We start from the raw sequence: 19,125 nt of genomic DNA on the forward strand, positions 1-19,125 counted from the left end.
GATAAAAAAGAGCACGAAAAATCAAGAACGAAAATTGGTTACAAAAAATAAAACATGAAAATAACCATAATAGCAGGCGCAAGACCCAATTTTATCAAAATCGCACCCATTATTAAAGCGATTGATAAACAACAAGCTGAAGGTGCAGCAATATCTTTTCGTTTGGTGCATACTGGTCAACATTATGATAAAAACCTGAGTGATACTTTTTTTGAAGAGTTAAACATTCCACATCCAAATGCTAATTTAGAAGTGAAAAGTGGTTCGCAAGCCGAACAAACTGGGGCAATTATGATTGCTTTTGAAAAAGAATTACTCCAAAATCCGTGTGATTTAGTTTTAGTTGTTGGTGATGTAAACTCGACTATGGCTTGTGCTATTGTGGCGAAGAAAATGAATGTAAAAGTAGCTCATGTTGAAGCCGGAATTCGATCTGGCGACATAACAATGCCTGAAGAAATTAATAGAATGGTTACCGATAGTATTACCGATTATTACTTTACAACATCAACCTCAGCATCTGAAAATTTATTAAAAAATGGTGTTCAATCATCAAATGTTCATTTTGTTGGAAATGTGATGATTGATACTTTATATCAGAACTTAGACAGAATTTCTGCTCCAAATTTCTGGAAAGAATTTGATTTAGAAGCTGGGAATTATATCATTTTGACTTTACATCGTCCGTCGAATGTTGATGAAGAAAAATCATTGATAAATTTACTTGAAGGAATTGACAAAATGGTTGGAGATAAGAAAATAATTTTCCCAATTCATCCTCGAACGAAAGCGATTTTGGGAGAAATCAATTTGAATTTGAAAAACACCTTATTTGTAGAACCACAAAGTTATTTGAATTTTATGTATCTCATAAAAAACAGTTTTGCCGTAATTACCGATTCTGGTGGGATTTCTGAAGAAACTACGGTTTTAGGAATTCCTTGTTTTACTATGCGAACAACAACAGAAAGGCCAGAAACTATTGAAATTGGAACCAATAATCTAGTTGGAATTTCTATTGAAAATCTAGAAAATTTATTTAAAATATTTCTTCAAATCGGTTCTAAAAAAGCAGGAATTCCGGAGCTTTGGGACGGAAAAGCATCCGAACGAATTGTTGATATTCTTTTGAAAAAATAATGGAAGAAATATTAATCATATCCAATTATTATCCGCCAGAAAAAGGCGCTGCTGCCAATAGAATTGAACAGTTAGCATTAAAATTGCATCAAAATAATTATACGGTTTCTGTGATTTGTCCTTTAGGAAATTATCCGAAAGGTGAATTATTTCCAGAGTATAAAGGCAAATTTTCTGTTACTGAAAATCGTGATAATATTACGGTAAAACGACTTTGGATTTATCCAAGTGTAAGTAAGAATTTGATTGTTAGAATTATTTCGGTTTTGTCTTTTTCATTGAGTTTATCTTTCTATTTATTATTTAAAAAAACTCCAGAAAAAGTAGTCGTTCAATCACCTCCGTTATTGCTTTCATTTATATCAGTTTTTGTGCTTTCGTTAAAAAATAAAAAGATAATTCTCAATATTTCAGATCTTTGGCCATTAGCAGCAATTGAATTGAAAGCCTTGAAAAAAAACTCGTTTTCACATAAATTCTCGTTGTTTTTAGAACGCTTTATCTACAAAAAAGCCACTTTAATTATTGGACAATCTAACGAAATTATTACACATGTAAATTCTTTTTTCCCAGATAAAAGATGTTTTTTATATCGTAATTTTCCAGATCATAAAGTTGAAAGTTTGGATTTAATTACAGATCTTAATCAGCCTATAAAAATCTTCTATGCTGGACTTTTAGGAATAGCACAGGGTGTTTTAGAATTGTGCGAAAAAATAGATTTAAACGGATTGAATATCGAATTACACATCTTTGGTGATGGAGCCGAAAAAACACAAATAGAGCAACTAATATCGTCTAGAAAAGAACAAAAAATATTCTTTTATGGTATGATGGAGCGCAATGCATTACACGAAAAACTAAAATCTTTTGACGTAGCAATTGTTCCATTAAAAGTTAGAATTTATGGTTCTGTTCCTTCTAAGATTTTCGAATATAGTTCACTTGGATTTCCAATATTATATTTTGGTGGTGGTGAAGGCGAAATTATTGTAGAAAAAAATAATTTAGGCTGGGTTGCCCAAGTTGAAAATTATTCTGACTTGAATGAAAAACTAAAATTGATTTCAAATTTGAGTAAATCAGAATTACATTCGATGAAAAAAAGAATATTTGAAGACACTCAAGAAACTTTCAATCTAAATAATCAGATGAATTATTTAATTGAAAAAGAGGTGTTTTAATAGGCTTTTTCTTGCCCTTTAAAAACATTAATTACTGTTAGTACAATAATTTTTATATCTAATAATAATGACCAGTTTTCGATATAAAATAAATCATATTTTATTCTGTTTACCATTTCGTCATCGGTTTCTATTTCTCCTCTAAAACCTTTTACCTGTGCCAATCCTGTAATTCCTGGTTTTATATGTAATCTTAAATTGTATTTCCTGATTTTAGTTTGGTATTCGTTGTTGTGTGACCATAAATGTGGTCTTGGCCCAACGATAGACATCTCACCAAGAAATACATTGAAAAATTGTGGCATCTCATCGAAACTAGTTCTTCTTAAAAAATTGCCCGTTTTTGTTATTCTTGGGTCATTTTTTACCACCGATTCTTCTGTTTTATCGTTTATTTCCATTGAACGAAACTTGTAACAAAAAAATTCTTTTTCATCTAATCCTGGTCTTCCTTGTTTAAAAAATATTGGCCCTTTTGATTCTAATTTTATTAAAATTGCAATAATTGGAATGAGCCAAGAAAGCAGAAAAATGATAACCAATAATGAAAAGAAAATATCAAATAATCGCTTTACAAACTTGAGTAATGGTTCATTTAATGGTGTTCGTTTAAGTGATAATATGGGGAAGAATTCGTAATAATCTATTTTTAGGTTTTTAGCATAAATCTCGTTAGATTCTGGGATAAATTTGATTGTTTTCTTGTAATAATCGGCAAATTCTACCAGTTCTTTAAGTTGATCATTCGATAATTCTTCTAAAGCACAATAAATATCATCTATCTTATTATCTAAAACAAAATCTTGAATCTGAGAAACATCTCCTTTTATTTGTTCGTTCTTTATTTTATCTGAAAAATAACCTTTAAAATAGTAGCCATAATCTAACCTTGTTTGAAAAAGATTTTGCAAATTTTTTGAGCTATCTGTATAGCCTACAATTATTACGTTTCGATAGTTTCCGCCAAGAACAATTCGGTATTTTTTTAGATAATAAAACAATAACCCTTTGAAAAAAGTGATGCCAATAAATGAAAATCCGATGAAATATAACAAGAGTCGAAAACTAAAAATTATCTCTCTTGTAATAGAAAAAAAGGCAATGACAAACAACGAAAATAAAAATAATTGTTTGAATAACATCCCCATAATTTCTACGGGTTTTGTGAAGCGATATACTTCATAAAATTTTGTAAAATAGGCGAGAACACACCAAGAAATTAGTTGGTAAATGATAAAATATGGTAATTGTATAGCAAATTCCTTTAGAAAAAAGTTGGCCAAAACAACCAGCAAAACACAATCTGTTGTTATGCTTATTGGACGTATATATTTTGAATACCTGCCTTTTGTCATTTTTTAATTAGCGTATATAACCTGAAAAATCTTTGTGCTCTTCTTTTAATAATTCTTCTTGTGGTAATGATTTAAAATATTCGTAAGTGATTTTCATTCCTTCAGATCGAGAAACTTTAGCTTCCCAACCTAATAATTCTTTGGCTTTTGTTGTGTCTGGTTGTCTTTGCAACGGATCATTTTCTGGTAAATCGTGGTATACAATTTTCTGATTTGTTCCTGTTAACTTAATTATTTCTTCGGCAAAATCTTTAATGGTTATTTCGTCTGGATTTCCAATATTGACTGGATAAACATAATCTGAATGTAACAATCTGAAAATACCTTCTACTTGATCATCTACATAACAAAAAGAACGGGTTTGCAAACCATTTCCAAAAATAGTTAAATCTTCACCTCGCAATGCTTGACCTATAAATGCTGGAATAACACGACCATCGTTGAGTCTCATTCTTGGTCCATAGGTATTAAAAATTCTAACAATTCTAGTTTCTAATCCGTGAAAACGATGGTAAGCCATTGTGATGGATTCTTGAAAACGTTTGGCTTCGTCATAAACGCCTCTTGGCCCTATTGTGTTTACATTCCCAAAATACTCTTCTGTTTGTGGATGAACCAATGGATCTCCGTAAACTTCCGATGTAGAGGCTATTAAGATTCTTGCGCCTTTCACTCTTGCCAATCCAAGTAAATTGTGTGTTCCTAATGAACCTACTTTTAAGGTTTGAATCGGAATCTTTAAGTAATCTATCGGGCTTGCTGGCGATGCAAAATGCAAAATATAGTCTAGATTTCCTGCAACATGCACAAATTTTGAAATATCGTGGTGGTAAAACTCAAAATGTTCTAGTTTGAATAAATGTTCTATATTTTTTAAATCACCCGTAATCAAATTATCCATTCCAATAACATGATAACCTTCTTTGATAAATCTATCACACAAATGTGATCCTAAAAATCCTGCAGCTCCTGTTATTAGTATTCTTTTCATTTTTTATATCGTTTGCAATAATGATTCTTGCCAAGTTTTTATTTCGATTCCGAAAGTGTTTTTTATTTTCGATTTGTCTAAAAGACTGTATTTTGGTCTTTTTGCTGGCGTAGGAAATGCTTCTGTTGGAATTGGATTTACATCAATAACAACATTATTTATTCTAAAAATTTCTGTAGCAAAATCATACCAACTTGCCATTCCTTCGTTACTGAAATTATAAATACCATATTTTGAACTGTTGCTTTGTACTATAGAAAGTAAAGCTTTGGCCAAATCGACCGCATTTGTTGGCGAACCTATTTGGTCTGAAACAATGCTTAAACTATCTCTTTCTGAAGCCAAACGCAGCATGGTTTTCATAAAATTATTACCAAATTGAGAGTAAACCCAAGAAGTTCTAATAATAAAATACTCATGAATATTATCTATTATCTCTTGCTCTCCGTCTAGTTTTGTTTTACCATAAACGCTTAGCGGATTTGTTGCGTCAGTTTCTAAATACGGTTTGCTTGAAGAACCATCGAAAACAAAATCGGTAGAAATATGTATTAGTTTTACTTTCTTATTTTTACAAGCAATGGCTAAATTTTTTGGTCCAGAAACATTAATAGCTTCTGCTTTTTCTGTTTCAGATTCTGCTTTATCAACCGCTGTGTAGGCCGCAGCATTTATACAAAAATCGATTTTATTTGTATCAAAAAAATGATTTACACGTTCTTGATTTGTAATATCTAAATCTTGTGACGATGCAAAAATAAATTCGCAATCAGCATAATTTGAAGCTATATACTGAATTGCCTGACCTAATTGTCCTGATGCTCCTGTAACTAAAATTACCATACTTTTTTGGCGTTTTCTAGTGTGGGTAAAATCACGTCTTTATTAGAAATAATCAATTCATTTTCAGGAAAATTCCAATCTATGTTTAATGCTGGATCATTATAAATTACGCCGCCTTCGCTTTCTTTATTGTAAAAATTATCACATTTATAAAAGAAAGTTGCTGTTTCGCTAGTTACTAAAAAACCGTGTGCAAATCCTCTCGGAATATACAATTGTTTCTGATTTTCGGCACTTAATAATATAGAAAATGATTGTCCGTAAGTTGCCGATTCTGGCCGAATATCGACCGCAATATCTAACACTTCGCCTTGTAATACTCGTACTAATTTTGCCTGAGCATACTCGCCTGTTTGATAATGCAAACCACGCAAAACACCTTTTGACGAATACGATTGATTGTCTTGTATGAAATGGACTTTTTGTCCAATCCCTTTTTCAAAAGTATTCTCGTTAAAGCTTTCCATAAAATAACCTCGGTCATCATGAAAAATCTTTGGCTCAAGGACAAAGCAACCAGCTAAATTACTTGGAATAAAATTCATTATAATTTATTTTACGTTGAAAATTTGTTCTAATATCTTGATAGTAATTAAGTAAGTTGGCTTTACACCTGTTGTTCCTAAACCACCTGAAGCTAGTGTACTTCCTGTTTCTAAAGGATTATCTGAAGCGTAATAAGCGTAACGAACTTTTACATTTTCGTTGATACTTTTTCTAATTTTTGATGCACTTTGAATTGCTTTTTGGTAATAAGAACCTTCCATTTCTAGTCCGATGGCTTCCCAAGTAGATTCGTGGAAAAACTTTAATAAATCTCTGTTTTGTAAAGATGTTCCTAAAACGGTGATCATTGGTCCTGCAAAAACTGGAATGTCGTTTCCTTCAAACATTTTTGCCGTTAATTCGTTATGAAATGGGTAATTATCGGCAGTTCCTTCGTTTATATGCGCATTAGGAATCATAATATCTCCTTTTCCGCCTTCTAGAATTCCTGCTTTTCCCATGATAGAAACTGACTCTACATTTAGGAACGTTTTCTCTTTTCCTATTTTGTAAGGTTTCAATAATTCATCAATAGTTTCAAAAGCTTGTTCTCCGAAAGCGTAATCCATGACGATTAAAACTGGTGAAACTTTATCGATTTTTGCTTTGGCGAAAGCCGATTTTGTCCAATCGATTTTTGCAGTATCAAAAATTTGAACATCAATATTCGTTCCTGATGTGTCTGGCAAAGAAATCATACCGTGTTTTATCGCAAATTCTTCGACTTTGTCACGAACATCATGGGCACCCGGTTTACTTAACTCTTCGTAAATATCGAAATCTGATTTGTCTTTAAACTTTGTTTTAAGCACATGCGTTGCAAAAATAGAGTTCATCACACTGTGCATATTGGCACTAATTACGTGAATTGGCCTAGACAATAAATCGTTTTTTTGTAAAACTTCTTTTATATCATTTGCCCAGATTTCTCCGTGAATGTGGTGTCCTAATCTTTCTCTTAAAATTGGACTAAAAGTGATGGTTCTTTTGTTATTATCAACTACTTCTTCAATCGCAATTTTTCCTAACCAATAAATAATATGCAAGAAACGATCTGGCGATGTTGTGTTTCCGAAGCTTTCGTAAATGTCTTTTACCTCGGCAAATGTTCTTCCTAAAATGTTGGCTGCGTGAGAAATAGCTTTTTCTCTTTCTATTAATGTTAGTTTTTTATTTTGTAATGCAGCTTGTTCTAGTTTTTCCCAATCGCGAGATACTCGTCCGTCTTCATCAATAAGAACTCGGTCTTTAATTTTGTGAGATTCGATGAATATAAACGTTAAATGCGTTAGGATATCATAAATATCTGAACGACCGCGTGTGATTTCCACATTCATTTGTTCGTCATCAATTCGGTAGCAATTTCTTCTACGTTTTGGGGGAACAATCGCTTGGAAATGGGAGTTAGAATACCCTTCGTCCGACGTTAAATTGATGTAACGACATTCTTCAATTCCTACCGGAAGACGTTCTATAACGTATAATAATCCGCTTAGTTCTACTTTTTCTTCCGCAATAGTCCCATAAATTTCAGGTCTTAATGCCAGCAATGCTTCTCTTAAAGTTTCTCCAGAAATTCCCATTGGTTTATAGAAACCTCTGTTGAATAAATGACGCATTGTAATATACAATCGTTCGATAGCTGCCGACGATTCTTGCGCTCGTGAGCGCGAAATGTTTTTAATTTCCTTCATTAAATTTTTATTTTATAACCGACAAAGATACAGTTTTTATATTTAGTTGGTAAGAATTAGGTTTATTGCTGGTTCATATACCATAATTTTTCTTGACAAATCAGTATCGGTATGTTTGGTTTGTCTGTTCCATTTTCCTCCAGAGAAAGTGTATAAAAAGTCTCTTTCTACAAAATTATACATTACAAAAGGGAAATATGTTTTTTGTATTTGTGTTTTATTTGTTTTCGAATCGGTAATGGTTTTTTCTAATTTATTTTTTTCTATACTTAATTTTTCAAATCCAACGAAAAGTCCTCTTTTTGGTATTCTTAGGTTAAATTTTGTTATGTCGAAAAAATTCTTTTTTGTGCCTTTTTTTACCGAAACAATAAAATTTTTGTCCAGCAATTCTTCACTAGGAAAACCATTTGCATCGACGCTATAAAAATGAATTTTAATTGTTGCATTTTCTATTCTACTGTCGGTTTCAATAGTGACTTTTTTTATAAATTTTGTTTTCTTGTAAGCTGGATTATAAGGAAAAAACTTTGTGTCTATTCTTGGTCCGTTATCAAACGATTGATAAATTCCGTTTTTGTTGGCACCTATTTCTACCACTTTTGTTTCTAATCTATCTTCGGAAATTACAACCTCATCTAACTGATAAGCTATTAGTTTTAGGTTAACTAAAGTCGCTTTTGAAGCTTTGATAATCTTTTTCTCATAACCTAATGCAGAAAATATTAAGTTTTTGTTTTTCTCGGTCGAACTGATTGTAAATTCTCCATTTTCTTCAGCGGTTGTACCAATGTTTTCGTTTTGAATCCAAATACTTACATACGGAATTGGTTTTCCCGAAATACTGTCTTTTACAACTCCTTTTATCTGAGCGGTAATCGAAAGACTTACTAAAAACAAGCAAACTAAAAATCTATTTTGTATCATTATTTTCTTTTTCTAATTTTTGAGCAATATTTCTATCATTAGAGAGTCTTGGGATTTTATTTTGTCCGCCCAATTTCCCGATAGATTTCATATAATCTTGAAATCCATTTTTATTAACGGTAGTAATTACAAGTGTTCGCAACACATGGCCAACAATTAAATCATCGTAATATGTGTTTTGTTTTCTCATCGCTTTATCTATCTGCAGCGCAAAATTTTCCATATTTTCTGGCTCATTTTCGAACTCGATGAACCACTCGTGGTAAGGCAATCCGTTTGTGTGAGAAATTTGTGGCGCCACTGTAAATTCGTTTACACGAACTTGTGTGTTTTCCATGGCTTCTTGCAAAGCGCTTTCTACTTCTTTTCCTATTACATGTTCGCCAAAAGCCGAAATATAATGTTTAATACGTCCTGAAACGATGACGCGATACGGTTTTATAGAAGTAAACTGAACTGTATCGCCAATATTATAACCCCAAAGTCCTGCATTTGTAGAAATTATTAAAACATAATTTATACCCAATTCGACTTCGCCAATAGTGTGTCTTTTATAATTTTCTGTAAAAAATTCATCGGCTTTTACAAATTCATAGAAAATTCCTGAATTTAACAACAGCAACATTCCTTTTTCTTTCTGGGAATCTTGATAGGCAAAAAATCCTTCGGAAGCAGGAAAAAGTTCGATTGAATCTACTTTTCGTCCAATTAAATTTTCAAATTTGGCACGGTAAGGTTCATAATTTACACCGCCGTAAATGAATAAATTAAAGTTTTTAAATAATTCTCCCACTGGTTTTCCGGCTTTTTGATGCAGTTTCTCAAAATACATTTGTACCCACGACGGAATTCCAGAAATGACGGTCATGTTTTGCTGAAAAGTTTCTTCGACAACAGCGTTTACTTTGGTTTCCCAATCTTCGATACAATTGGTTTCCCAAGATGGCATTCGATTTTTTTGTAAATATTTAGGAACGAAATGTGCTACAATTCCTGATAATCTCCCTAATTTGATTCCGTTTTTTTCTTCAAGAATTGGACTTCCTTGCAAGAAAATCATTTTTCCTTTTACAAAATCAGCTTTTCCTGTTTCGTGAATATAACTTAAAATGGCGTTTCTTGCAGCTTCAATATGAAACGGCATCGATTCCTTTGTGAGTGGAATATATTTTGCGCCTGATGTTGTTCCTGAAGTTTTAGCAAAATACAAAGGTTTTCCTTTCCAAAGAATGTCTTTTTTCCCATTTATAGCTTGATCTACGTAAGGTTTTAATTCCTCATAATCTCTTATAGGAACTTGTTTTGCAAAGTCTTCAAAAGTTTTAATTTTACTAAAATTATGGTCTTTTCCAAAAACTGTATTGCTTGCTTGATGAATTAAATCTTGAAAAACTTTTTGTTGTGTTTCAATAGGATTTTGAGACCATTTCAGCGTTTTTTTATGAATTTTTTTTGCGAATTGCTTGGCTAAAAAGGATTTTGTTGACATTTGTAAAAGGCTTTAGGCTCTTATTTTTTAACTTTTTTAGATTCTGCTTCTACTTTTTTTCTGAGTTCGAGCTCCTCTGGCGAGGCTTCAAAATTATATTCGGAAGGATCTACATATTCTGAGGCCATGATTGAATCTTTATTCACTTTGGCATATTCTAAATCGCCTGTTAACACTTTTTTTACAGATTGTATGTAGGCATCATTTTTCTTTAATGCAAATTCTAAAGAATCCGATTTGAGTCCTAAATTTAGTGCATCCTTTTTAAGTTGTGTCGAAGCATATCCTGGAATATATTCTCGAAGTGGTGTAAATGCTATAATATAACTCGTTATCGAAATAAGAAATATAGCGCCAAGTGTAGCCACGATAAAAACATTAATAATATTGAGTTTGAAAGAAAATTTTTCTTCAAAAGTTTCTTCGTTCAAAATAATCAATCTTCGCTTTGTTTTTATTTTATTGAAAAATGCTTTTCTTTTTAATCTTTTTTCTGACATAAATTATAATAATTACAACAAATATAATAATTACAACGCGTAGTTAGTTTATTAGTAATAATAAATCGTTAAAAAAATAAAGGTTTATTAAATTCTTTAATATCTTTGCCTAATGTTTTATTTTTAAATTGCGAAAGCATAATTTTTATTTCATGGGAAAATTTGGAGTTACAGAGATATTAATGATATTGGCAGTTGTTTTATTACTTTTTGGAGGTAAAAAAATTCCAGAATTAATGAAAGGTCTTGGTGGTGGAATCAAAGAATTTAAGAAAGCCGCAAAAGGTGACGAACCTGCAGATTCTAAAAAAGAAGAAACGAAAGAGTAATTTTTTTAAACGTTTAAAAAATAAATCCCAAATTCAATAAATGAGTTTGGGATTTTTATTTATAATATCATCGTGAGTTGAATGCGTTTTCTATCTTCATCAACTTCCGTCACTTTTACAGTAACGTGTTGGTGCAGTTTGACTACTTCATTTACATCAGATACAAAACCTGCTTTGAGTTGAGAAATATGAACCAGTCCACTTTCCTTAGTTCCAATATCGACAAAACAACCAAAATTGGTAATATTATTGACAATTCCTGGTAAAATCATTCCAGTTCGAAGGTCTTTTATGGTTTTTACATTGGGATCAAATTCGAAAACTTTGGCAGACTTTCTTGGATCTAAACCTGGTTTTTCGAGCTCTTTTATAATGTCTTTTAAAGTTAATAAACCTATTTCTGGAGTGATGTAATGCTCTGGTTTTATTAAAGCAGTTTTTTCTTTATTGGCAATTAAATCATGAACAGAAAGTTTCAAATCTTTTGCCATTTTTTCTACAATTCCGTAGGCTTCTGGGTGAACTGCCGAATTATCTAACGGATTTTTTGGATTGTGAATTCTGATAAAAGCCACGCCTTGTTGGTAAGCTTTTTCTCCCAATCTTGGTACTTTTTTTAGTTGTTTCCTGTCCTCAAACGCTCCATTTTCAGTACGATATTGCACAATGTTTTCAGCTAGTTTTTCGCCTATTCCCGATACATAACTTAACAAATGTTTACTTGCTGTATTAATGTTTATTCCAACAGAATTCACGCATCGAATCACCGTATTATCCAACTCTTCTTTTAATTTTGTTTGATCTACATCGTGCTGGTATTGTCCTACGCCAATGGCTTTTGGATCAATTTTTACCAATTCTGCCAACGGATCCGACAATCGTCTTCCAATAGAAACTGACCCACGAACCGTAACATCATAATTAGGAAATTCATCTCTCGCTATTTTTGATGCCGAATATACCGAAGCTCCTGCTTCTGAAACAATAAAAACTTGAACTGGTTTGTCGAAAGCGATTTTTTTGATAAAGAATTCAGTTTCTCTCGAAGCCGTTCCGTTTCCTATAGAAATTGCATCAATATTATAAGCATTTACCATCGATTTTATCTTCTTCATCGCCATTGCCGTTTCGTTTTGTGGCGCGTGAGGATAAATCGTTTCGTTGTACAATAAATCCCCTTTTTCGTCGAGACAAACTATTTTACAACCCGAGCGAAATCCCGGATCGATTGCTAAAATTCGTTTTTCTCCCAATGGTGGTGCTAATAAAAGTTGTCCTAAATTATTGGCAAAAACTTGAATAGAATTAGCATCGGCTTTGGCTTTAGCTTCTTGCAATGCTTCGTTAGAAATCGCTGGTGTTAACAATCTTTTGTAACTGTCTTCAATGGCTAATTGAACATGAGAAATAGCGGAACTGTTGTTGTTTTTGATGATAATTTCATCTATTAAATCATAAGCTTCATCAATATCGACTTCGATTTTTATTTTGATAAATCCTTCATTTTCTGCGCGAAGCATGGCCAATAATCTATGTGAGGCTGCTTTGGTTAAATTCTCACTCCAATCGAAATATTGACTGAATTTTTGTGCCGCTTCTTCTTCTTTTTTAGCTTTTGAAACCTTTGCTGTTATGGTTGCTTTTCGTTCGTATAGTCTTCGCAATTGTTTACGAACATATATGTTTTCATTAATCCATTCGGCAATAATATCTCTTGCTCCTTGCAAAGCAGCTTCTTCATTAATGACATTTTCGTTCAAATATTGGGTAGCCAAGAAATCGACATCATCATTTTTCTGATTAATAATAATTTTCGCCAATGGTTCTAGTCCGTTTTCACGAGCAACATCAGCTTTGGTTTTTTTCTTCTTTTTGTAAGGCAAATAAAAATCTTCGAGTTCTTGTAAATCGAAACTTTCACTAATGTTTTTTTGTAATTCTGGAGTTAATTGTCCTTGTTCTGTAATTGCTTTTAAAATAGCTTCTTTTCGTTTTACAATAACATCATATTCCTTGTTTAATTTTGCAATTTGCTCGATAAAAACCTCATCGAGATTTCCCGTTGTGTCTTTTCGGTAACGAGAAATAAAAGGAATCGTGCAATCTTCGTTTAATAATTTTACAGTGGCTTCGATGTTTTTTGGAGTCGTTGCAACTTGTTTGGCTATAAATTGTATGTTGGTCATTTCGGAATTTTAGATTGTGATATTAGAATTACCAAAAATAATATCTTTGTGCTTATTCAAAAAAAATATGACTGTTATTTTAATTTATTTTTTTATCATCAATATTATTGGATTTTTCCTAATTGGTTATGATAAAAAAATGGCGGTTGCTCATAAATATCGAATTTCCGAAAAAACACTTTTGTTAATTGTAGTTTTTGGCGGAGTTATTGGTTCTGGTTTGGCAATGCTTTTTTTTCGACATAAAACTTCGAAAACAACTTATCTATTGAAGTTTTATGGAATTGTTTTTATTCAAATTTTAGTGATTTTTTTATTAAAAACAAAAAAATCATTTAACCTAATTTACTTGTAACACACAATCGTCTTGCTCTATCATTGCGTTTTCTTTTAGTAATATTTTTGAAATTATTCCGTCTTTTAGAGAACAAATAGTGGTTTCCATTTTCATTGCTTCAATGACAAATAAAGGAGTGTTTTTCTTAACTTCATCATTTTCATTTACCATAATTTTTACTAATTTTCCTTGTAATGGTGCTCCAATATCATTGGATCCAGAAATTTTAATGTTGCTTATTTTGGTAGATTTTATAGCATTATCTTTTACAAGAACATTTCTGGTTTGTCCGTTAATTTGGAAATAAACTTCTCTAAATCCTTCTTCATTTGGTTCGCCCATATATCTGAATTTTATCAAGAGGTTTTTTCCCCAAGCTAAATTTACCAATACTTCTTCGTTTGATTTTAAAGGATAATAAAAAGTAGGTGTTGCTAGTTTTTCAACCTTTCCGAAATGCTTTCTAAAAGTATAAAAATCACTAAAAACCTTAGGAAACATGATATAAGAAAGTAAATCTTCGGTGGTTAATTTATCATCGAATTTTTCGTGTAGTTTTTTTAATTCTAATTCGAAATCAATTGGCTCTAAGTGTGCGTTTGGCTTCTCGGTATATGGCTTTTCGTCTTTTAATATTATTTTTTGAAGTACTGCAGGAAATCCTCCATAAGGTTGCCCTAAATCGCCTCTAAATAATTGTTTTACCGATTCTGGAAATGCAAGTGTATCGCCTTTTTCTATTACATCTTTTGATGTTAGATTATTTGATGTCATAAATAAAGCCATGTCGCCAACTACTTTTGATGACGGTGTGACTTTAACAATATCACCAAACAACTCATTGACTACAACATAATTTTGTTTAATGGTTTCAAATTTATCTTCCAATCCCAAACCACGAGCTTGCGGAAGAAGGTTAGAATATTGTCCTCCTGGGATTTCATGATTATAAACCTCTGCTGTTCCTGCTTTTAACTCGCTTTCGAAAGGGTAGTAATATTCTCTTACGACTTCAAAATAATTGGAATATTCATTTAATTTTTTTAAATCTATTGGATTTTCTCTTTCTGATCCTTGTAAAGCGGCAACGAGTGAATTAAAATTAGGTTGTGATGTTAAGCCGCTCATAGAAGCAAGAGCTACATCGACTACATCGACACCTCCTTCTATTGCTTTTATATAGGTAGTCGATTGTATAGATGATGTGTCATGTGTATGCAAATGAATTGGGATGGAAATATGTTTCTTCAATTCTTTGATTAACACTTCGGCAGCATAGGGTTTTAATAATCCTGCCATATCCTTAATAGCTAGCATGTGCGCGCCTGCTGCTTCTAATTCTTTGGCTAAATCTACATAATATTGCAGGTTAAATTTTGGTCGATCAGGATTTAATATATCTCCCGTATAACAAATACAAGCTTCGGCAATGGCATTTGTTTTTTCTCTAACAATTTTAATGCTGTGTCGCATACCTTCAATCCAGTTTAGGGAATCGAAAATTCTAAACACATCAATCCCATTTTCGGCACTTTTAATAATAAATTGTTCTAAAACATTGTCTGGATAAGCGGCATAACCTACAGCATTGCTACCTCTAAAAAGCATTTGCAATAATACGTTTGGTGCTGCTTTTCTAATTAATCTTAATCTTTCCCAAGGGTCTTCGTGAAGGAAACGCATGGTTACATCAAATGTTGCGCCGCCCCATACTTCCATAGAAAATAATTGCGGAAAGTTTTTTGCCATGCCTTCGGCGACTTTAAGAATATCATGATTTCTTAGTCGAGTTGCAAAAAGTGATTGGTGTGCATCACGTAAAGTAGTATCGGTAAAAAGTATTCTCTTTTCGTTTTTTATGTATTCGATAAATTTATCTCTACCCAATTCGTTTAGTAAATCCTTTGTTCCTTTTGGATATTCTTTACTAGTAATTACTGGAATAATTGGTTTTCTAAAAGTTTTATTGGCATCATAATTTTTTATATCTGGATGACCATTTACTTTTAGTTCTGCTAAATATTTTATTAGTTTTGTTCCTCTATCTTGAGAATATTCATATCTTGGAACTAGTAAATGCGGATTGTCCGGAATAAAATTAACTGTTGTTTCTCCGCTTCTAAAAGTATCATTAGACATTACATTTATAAGAAAAGGAATATTTGTTTTTACACCTCTAATTCTAAACTCTTCTAAAGTTCTACGTAAACGATCTGAAGCTCCTTTTAATGTTCTTCCGCTCGAGGAAACTTTGACCAACATCGAATCGAAGAAAGGAGAAACCACAACGCCTGAATAACAACTTCCTTCATCGAGACGAATTCCGTATCCACCAGCGCTTCTATAAGCGATAATGGTTCCATAATCTGGTTTAAAATCATTCTGTGGGTCTTCGGTTGTGATTCTGCATTGTATTGCCCAACCGTTACATTTAATATCTTCTTGACTGTGAATAAATATCTGATTGTGCGTAAGCGGATGTCCTGCTGCGATAATAATTTGAGATCGTACAATATCAATCCCTGTTATTTCTTCGGTTATTGTGTGTTCGACCTGAATTCTAGGATTTACTTCTATAAAATAAATATTTTCATCTTTATCTACTAAAAATTCTACCGTTCCTGCATTATTATAGTTAACATGTTTTGCTATTTTTACGGCATAATCGAACAATCGTTTTTTAGTTTCTGGTTTTAATATCGATGGCGCTACTTCAATTACCTTTTGAAATCTTCTTTGAACCGAACAATCTCTTTCATAAAGATGCACAATATTCCCATAGTTATCTCCTAAGATTTGAACTTCAATATGTTTAGGATTGTCTATAAATTTTTCGATAAACATGGTATCATCACCAAATGCTTTTATCGCCTCACTTTTTGCGTTTCCAAAAGACATTTCCATCATATCTGGACTATGCACTACTCGCATTCCTCTTCCTCCTCCTCCAGCAGCTGCTTTAAGCATAACTGGATAACCTATTTCTGCCGCTTCAGACAAAGCGTCTTCTACAGAATTTAGAGCAATTTTAGAATCTTTAATCAAAGGAACATCAATAGCTCTTGCTACTTTTTTAGCTGCAACTTTATCGCCTAATTGAAGCATAACCTCGACACGCGGTCCTACAAAAATGATTCCCTCTTCAAGACATCTTCTGGCAAAATCTACATTTTCAGACAAAAAACCATAACCTGGATGTATCGCATCTACCTGATTTTCTTTGGCAACATTGATAATTTCTTCAATATCTAAATACGGTTTCAAAGCTTCTGATTCGTCACCTATTTGAAAACTTTGGTCGGCTTTATATCTGTGTAAAGAATACCTATCTTCATAAGTATAAATAGCTACAGTATTGATTTTTAATTCTGTAGCAGCTCTTAAAACGCGGATAGCAATTTCTCCCCTGTTTGCAACAAGTAGCTTTTTGATGGTTAGATTTCCAGTCATGTGAAGTAGTAAATTGAGTTGTGTGTGTTAATTTTCGACTAAATTACAAAAAAAACAGAAACAAGCTCAAAAACGTAAATAATTTATACCTGAAAATATGTATTAAAAATAATATCGCAATAAAAAATGCTTTTTTCGGTTAATTATTGTCAATTATGTAATTTTACTAATCCTGAACTATAAAATCCTTAGAATCTTCTTTTTGAAATTCAGGTTGAATATTAATGTGGTTAATGTGGAATTTTTCTAACAAAACAACTTCTATTTTCCCTAATAAAATATTGAATTCACTCATTTTTATATCATCCAAACAATCTAAATGTGCTTCAAGATGCAATTCGTGGTCATTAAGATGCCAAACATGAATATGATGTAATTTGTTTACTCCCGAAATTTGATGAACTTCTCGAACCAACTCTTTGATATCGATATCTGATGGTGTAAAAAGCATCAACATTTTGGTAGATTCTCTCAGTAAATCATAACCAACATAAATTAAATAAATAGCGATAGCCAGAGTTAAAGCACTGTCTATCCAATAAATTTGATATATTTTCATTAGAATTCCTCCAATTAAAACCGCTACGGAAGCCATCATATCGGTAAAAAGATGAATATATGCCGATTTCATATTTATATTATGGTTGGCGTCTTTTTTGAGCATTAATGCTGAAATTCCATTGACCGCAATTCCTAAAATAGACATCCAAATAACCAAATTAGATTTAATTACTTGTGGATTAGAAAATCGATGTGAAGCTTCAAAAATTAAATATATCGCCACCACAATCAAGGTAATTGAGTTCACAAAAGCCGCTATAAGTTCCGCTCGTTTGTAACCAAAAGTCTGATCTAAAGAAGCTTTCCTTTTTGACAAAACATTTGCGATATAACTAAAGATTAAAGTTAAAACATCAGAAAAATTATGCAAAGCATCAGAAATTAAGGCCAAACTTCCCGAAATAATGCCACCAATAACTTGTGCCACTGTAATTACAATATTTAAAACTATCGAAAACAAAAGGTTTTTACCTTTTACTTCGTGGTGTGAATGGTTGTGTGGCAAAATTAATTTTTTCTTTTTTCAATTTCTATTTGTACTTTTTTTAATTCCGTAGAGTTATTAGTAAGAAAAAACATAGAACCCAATATTAAAAAAACATGCATAGCACCACTACTTTCTTTATAAATAGCAAAAAGGGTAAATACAACTGAAAATACTGAAATAATCACAAATGTTTTATTTCGCTTCGTTAAAACTGTTTGTTTTAATACTAACTCTTCTAGCGATAAATTTGTGTAATCTTTTTTGTCAAACATAGTTTAATAGGTTTTAGAATTTTTAAAATAACCTTTTTGTAATTAATTAACAACTAATTTTTCCCACTCTCGTAGCGTGTCTTCCTCCTTCGAAGTCGGTGTTCAGGAAAGTATCTACCATTTCTATAGCTTGGGGAATCGAAGTATATCTTGCAGGAATGCTTATAATATTAGCATCATTATGTTGACGAGCTAAAGATGCAATTTCTTTTATCCAACACAAAGCGGCACGAATTCCTTCATGTTTGTTGGCTGACATGGCGATTCCGTTTCCGCTTCCGCAGATGACAATGCCAAAATCGGCTTTTCCTTCAGAAACATCAATGGCAACTTTGTGACCAAAATCCGGATAATCTACACTATCAAAAGTATCTGTTCCGTGGTTTATTATAGTATGTCCTTTAGATTCTAAAAATTGAACAATTGCTTTTTTGTAATCCGGCCCTGCGTGATCGTTTCCTATCGAGATTTTCATTGTAGTTGTGTTTGTGGTTACAAATTTAAACAAAGAAACGTAGATTTGCTTCTTTGTTGATTTGTTTATTTAATGAAAATATAAAACTAACTAACTAACTGTAAATCAGTTGTTATTTGTAATATATGTGTTAAAAATTTACATTGTTAACAACCAAACATAATTCCTTGATATTCAGTTAACACTAACTTAACAACTTTTGTTAACAACTTTAGATAGAATTTTAGAAGTTTTTTTTGGAAGTTTAATTTTAAATCGTAATCCAAAACCGAGAATGAAAATCCTAATTTAGTTTGTTGTTTTTTTATAAAACTTATCATTATAAAAAAGTGGTTTATCAACAAAAATAAAATAAAATC

18 protein-coding genes are annotated in these 19,125 nt (G+C 32.0%); 4 read left to right on the forward strand and 14 right to left on the reverse strand.

Annotated features, from left to right (window positions below; translation table 11 throughout):
• Positions 1-54 precede the first annotated feature (54 nt).
• Positions 55-1,140, forward strand: a complete 1,086-nt coding sequence (wecB, locus tag ACH2BG_RS04940) for a non-hydrolyzing UDP-N-acetylglucosamine 2-epimerase (RefSeq protein WP_395046609.1) — start codon at positions 55-57, stop codon at positions 1,138-1,140.
• Positions 1,140-2,324 carry a glycosyltransferase family 4 protein gene (locus tag ACH2BG_RS04945; protein ID WP_395046610.1) on the forward strand — a complete coding sequence of 395 codons (1,185 nt, stop codon included), beginning with the start codon at positions 1,140-1,142 and terminating at the stop codon, positions 2,322-2,324. Before wecB ends, ACH2BG_RS04945 begins: the two co-directional genes overlap by 1 nt.
• Here ACH2BG_RS04945 and ACH2BG_RS04950 read toward each other — a convergent pair.
• From ACH2BG_RS04950 to ACH2BG_RS04985, 8 genes are read right to left on the reverse strand one after another with little or no spacing between them, the layout of a single operon-like run.
• Positions 2,321-3,679, reverse strand: coding sequence for an undecaprenyl-phosphate glucose phosphotransferase (locus ACH2BG_RS04950; RefSeq protein ID WP_395046611.1), 1,359 nt, complete (start codon positions 3,677-3,679; stop codon positions 2,321-2,323). The genes ACH2BG_RS04945 and ACH2BG_RS04950 overlap by 4 nt on opposite strands.
• A gap of 7 nt (positions 3,680-3,686) precedes the next feature.
• A complete protein-coding gene (locus ACH2BG_RS04955) occupies positions 3,687-4,670 on the reverse strand; it encodes a UDP-glucuronic acid decarboxylase family protein (RefSeq protein ID WP_395046612.1) in 984 nt (327 codons plus the stop codon).
• Between the two features lie 3 nt (positions 4,671-4,673).
• Positions 4,674-5,513, reverse strand: a complete 840-nt coding sequence (gene rfbD / locus ACH2BG_RS04960; protein ID WP_395046613.1) for a dTDP-4-dehydrorhamnose reductase — start codon at positions 5,511-5,513, stop codon at positions 4,674-4,676.
• A complete protein-coding gene (gene rfbC / locus ACH2BG_RS04965; protein WP_395046614.1) occupies positions 5,507-6,058 on the reverse strand; it encodes a dTDP-4-dehydrorhamnose 3,5-epimerase in 552 nt (183 codons plus the stop codon). Before rfbC ends, rfbD begins: the two co-directional genes overlap by 7 nt.
• Positions 6,059-6,064: 6 nt before the next feature.
• Positions 6,065-7,753 (reverse strand): DUF6909 family protein, encoded by a 1,689-nt coding sequence (locus ACH2BG_RS04970; protein WP_395046615.1) that lies wholly within the window; start codon positions 7,751-7,753, stop codon positions 6,065-6,067.
• A 42-nt stretch (positions 7,754-7,795) separates the two neighbouring features.
• Positions 7,796-8,680 (reverse strand): carboxypeptidase-like regulatory domain-containing protein, encoded by an 885-nt coding sequence (locus ACH2BG_RS04975; RefSeq protein ID WP_395046616.1) that lies wholly within the window; start codon positions 8,678-8,680, stop codon positions 7,796-7,798.
• Complete coding sequence (locus tag ACH2BG_RS04980) at positions 8,667-10,169, reverse strand: GH3 auxin-responsive promoter family protein (protein ID WP_395046617.1); 1,503 nt, start codon at positions 10,167-10,169, stop codon at positions 8,667-8,669. The genes ACH2BG_RS04975 and ACH2BG_RS04980 overlap by 14 nt, the downstream gene beginning before the upstream one ends.
• Positions 10,170-10,189: 20 nt before the next feature.
• On the reverse strand, positions 10,190-10,669 hold the full coding sequence (locus tag ACH2BG_RS04985; protein WP_395046618.1) for a peptidase: 480 nt from the start codon (positions 10,667-10,669) through the stop codon (positions 10,190-10,192).
• Between the two features lie 152 nt (positions 10,670-10,821).
• Between ACH2BG_RS04985 and ACH2BG_RS04990 the strand changes: the two genes are divergently transcribed.
• Complete coding sequence (locus ACH2BG_RS04990) at positions 10,822-10,998, forward strand: twin-arginine translocase TatA/TatE family subunit (RefSeq protein WP_395046619.1); 177 nt, start codon at positions 10,822-10,824, stop codon at positions 10,996-10,998.
• Between the two features lie 59 nt (positions 10,999-11,057).
• On the opposite strand, the gene ACH2BG_RS04995 is transcribed toward ACH2BG_RS04990, so the two are convergent.
• Entirely contained in the window at positions 11,058-13,184 is a 2,127-nt protein-coding gene (locus ACH2BG_RS04995; RefSeq protein WP_395046620.1) for a Tex family protein, read from the reverse strand.
• Between the two features lie 67 nt (positions 13,185-13,251).
• Here ACH2BG_RS04995 and ACH2BG_RS05000 point away from each other — a divergent pair, with 67 nt between their 5' ends.
• Positions 13,252-13,539 (forward strand): DUF1294 domain-containing protein, encoded by a 288-nt coding sequence (locus tag ACH2BG_RS05000; protein ID WP_395046621.1) that lies wholly within the window; start codon positions 13,252-13,254, stop codon positions 13,537-13,539.
• On the opposite strand, the gene ACH2BG_RS05005 is transcribed toward ACH2BG_RS05000, so the two are convergent.
• From ACH2BG_RS05005 to ACH2BG_RS05025, 5 genes are all read right to left on the reverse strand, one after another.
• The gene (locus tag ACH2BG_RS05005) at positions 13,525-16,971 is read right to left on the reverse strand and encodes a pyruvate carboxylase (protein WP_395046622.1); all 3,447 of its coding nucleotides are present in this window, start codon (positions 16,969-16,971) and stop codon (positions 13,525-13,527) included. The two genes, ACH2BG_RS05000 and ACH2BG_RS05005, sit on opposite strands and share 15 nt — an antisense overlap.
• Before the next feature lie 166 nt (positions 16,972-17,137).
• Positions 17,138-18,037: a cation diffusion facilitator family transporter gene (locus tag ACH2BG_RS05010; RefSeq protein ID WP_395046623.1), complete on the reverse strand. Its 900-nt coding sequence runs from the start codon at positions 18,035-18,037 to the stop codon at positions 17,138-17,140.
• A gap of 2 nt (positions 18,038-18,039) precedes the next feature.
• Positions 18,040-18,291, reverse strand: coding sequence for a hypothetical protein (locus tag ACH2BG_RS05015; RefSeq protein WP_395046624.1), 252 nt, complete (start codon positions 18,289-18,291; stop codon positions 18,040-18,042).
• Between the two features lie 46 nt (positions 18,292-18,337).
• On the reverse strand, positions 18,338-18,766 hold the full coding sequence (gene rpiB, locus ACH2BG_RS05020) for a ribose 5-phosphate isomerase B (RefSeq protein WP_395046625.1): 429 nt from the start codon (positions 18,764-18,766) through the stop codon (positions 18,338-18,340).
• Between the two features lie 146 nt (positions 18,767-18,912).
• Positions 18,913-19,125 (reverse strand): hypothetical protein (locus ACH2BG_RS05025; protein ID WP_395046626.1); only part of this gene is annotated, 213 nt, incomplete at its 5' end.

It is taken from the genome of Flavobacterium sp., assembly GCF_043779715.1.
In the GTDB taxonomy this organism is placed as follows: Bacteria; Bacteroidota; Bacteroidia; order Flavobacteriales; family Flavobacteriaceae; genus Flavobacterium.

Coding starts and splice junctions, on each gene's coding strand:
- wecB (WP_395046609.1), top strand. CDS start 55: ATGAAAATAACCATAATAGCAGGCGCAAGACCCAATTTTATCAAAATC.
- ACH2BG_RS04945 (WP_395046610.1), top strand. CDS start 1,140: ATGGAAGAAATATTAATCATATCCAATTATTATCCGCCAGAAAAAGGC.
- ACH2BG_RS04950 (WP_395046611.1), bottom strand. CDS start 3,679: ATGACAAAAGGCAGGTATTCAAAATATATACGTCCAATAAGCATAACA.
- ACH2BG_RS04955 (WP_395046612.1), bottom strand. CDS start 4,670: ATGAAAAGAATACTAATAACAGGAGCTGCAGGATTTTTAGGATCACAT.
- rfbD (WP_395046613.1), bottom strand. CDS start 5,513: ATGGTAATTTTAGTTACAGGAGCATCAGGACAATTAGGTCAGGCAATT.
- rfbC (WP_395046614.1), bottom strand. CDS start 6,058: ATGAATTTTATTCCAAGTAATTTAGCTGGTTGCTTTGTCCTTGAGCCA.
- ACH2BG_RS04970 (WP_395046615.1), bottom strand. CDS start 7,753: ATGAAGGAAATTAAAAACATTTCGCGCTCACGAGCGCAAGAATCGTCG.
- ACH2BG_RS04975 (WP_395046616.1), bottom strand. CDS start 8,680: ATGATACAAAATAGATTTTTAGTTTGCTTGTTTTTAGTAAGTCTTTCG.
- ACH2BG_RS04980 (WP_395046617.1), bottom strand. CDS start 10,169: ATGTCAACAAAATCCTTTTTAGCCAAGCAATTCGCAAAAAAAATTCAT.
- ACH2BG_RS04985 (WP_395046618.1), bottom strand. CDS start 10,669: ATGTCAGAAAAAAGATTAAAAAGAAAAGCATTTTTCAATAAAATAAAA.
- ACH2BG_RS04990 (WP_395046619.1), top strand. CDS start 10,822: ATGGGAAAATTTGGAGTTACAGAGATATTAATGATATTGGCAGTTGTT.
- ACH2BG_RS04995 (WP_395046620.1), bottom strand. CDS start 13,184: ATGACCAACATACAATTTATAGCCAAACAAGTTGCAACGACTCCAAAA.
- ACH2BG_RS05000 (WP_395046621.1), top strand. CDS start 13,252: ATGACTGTTATTTTAATTTATTTTTTTATCATCAATATTATTGGATTT.
- ACH2BG_RS05005 (WP_395046622.1), bottom strand. CDS start 16,971: ATGACTGGAAATCTAACCATCAAAAAGCTACTTGTTGCAAACAGGGGA.
- ACH2BG_RS05015 (WP_395046624.1), bottom strand. CDS start 18,291: ATGTTTGACAAAAAAGATTACACAAATTTATCGCTAGAAGAGTTAGTA.
- rpiB (WP_395046625.1), bottom strand. CDS start 18,766: ATGAAAATCTCGATAGGAAACGATCACGCAGGGCCGGATTACAAAAAA.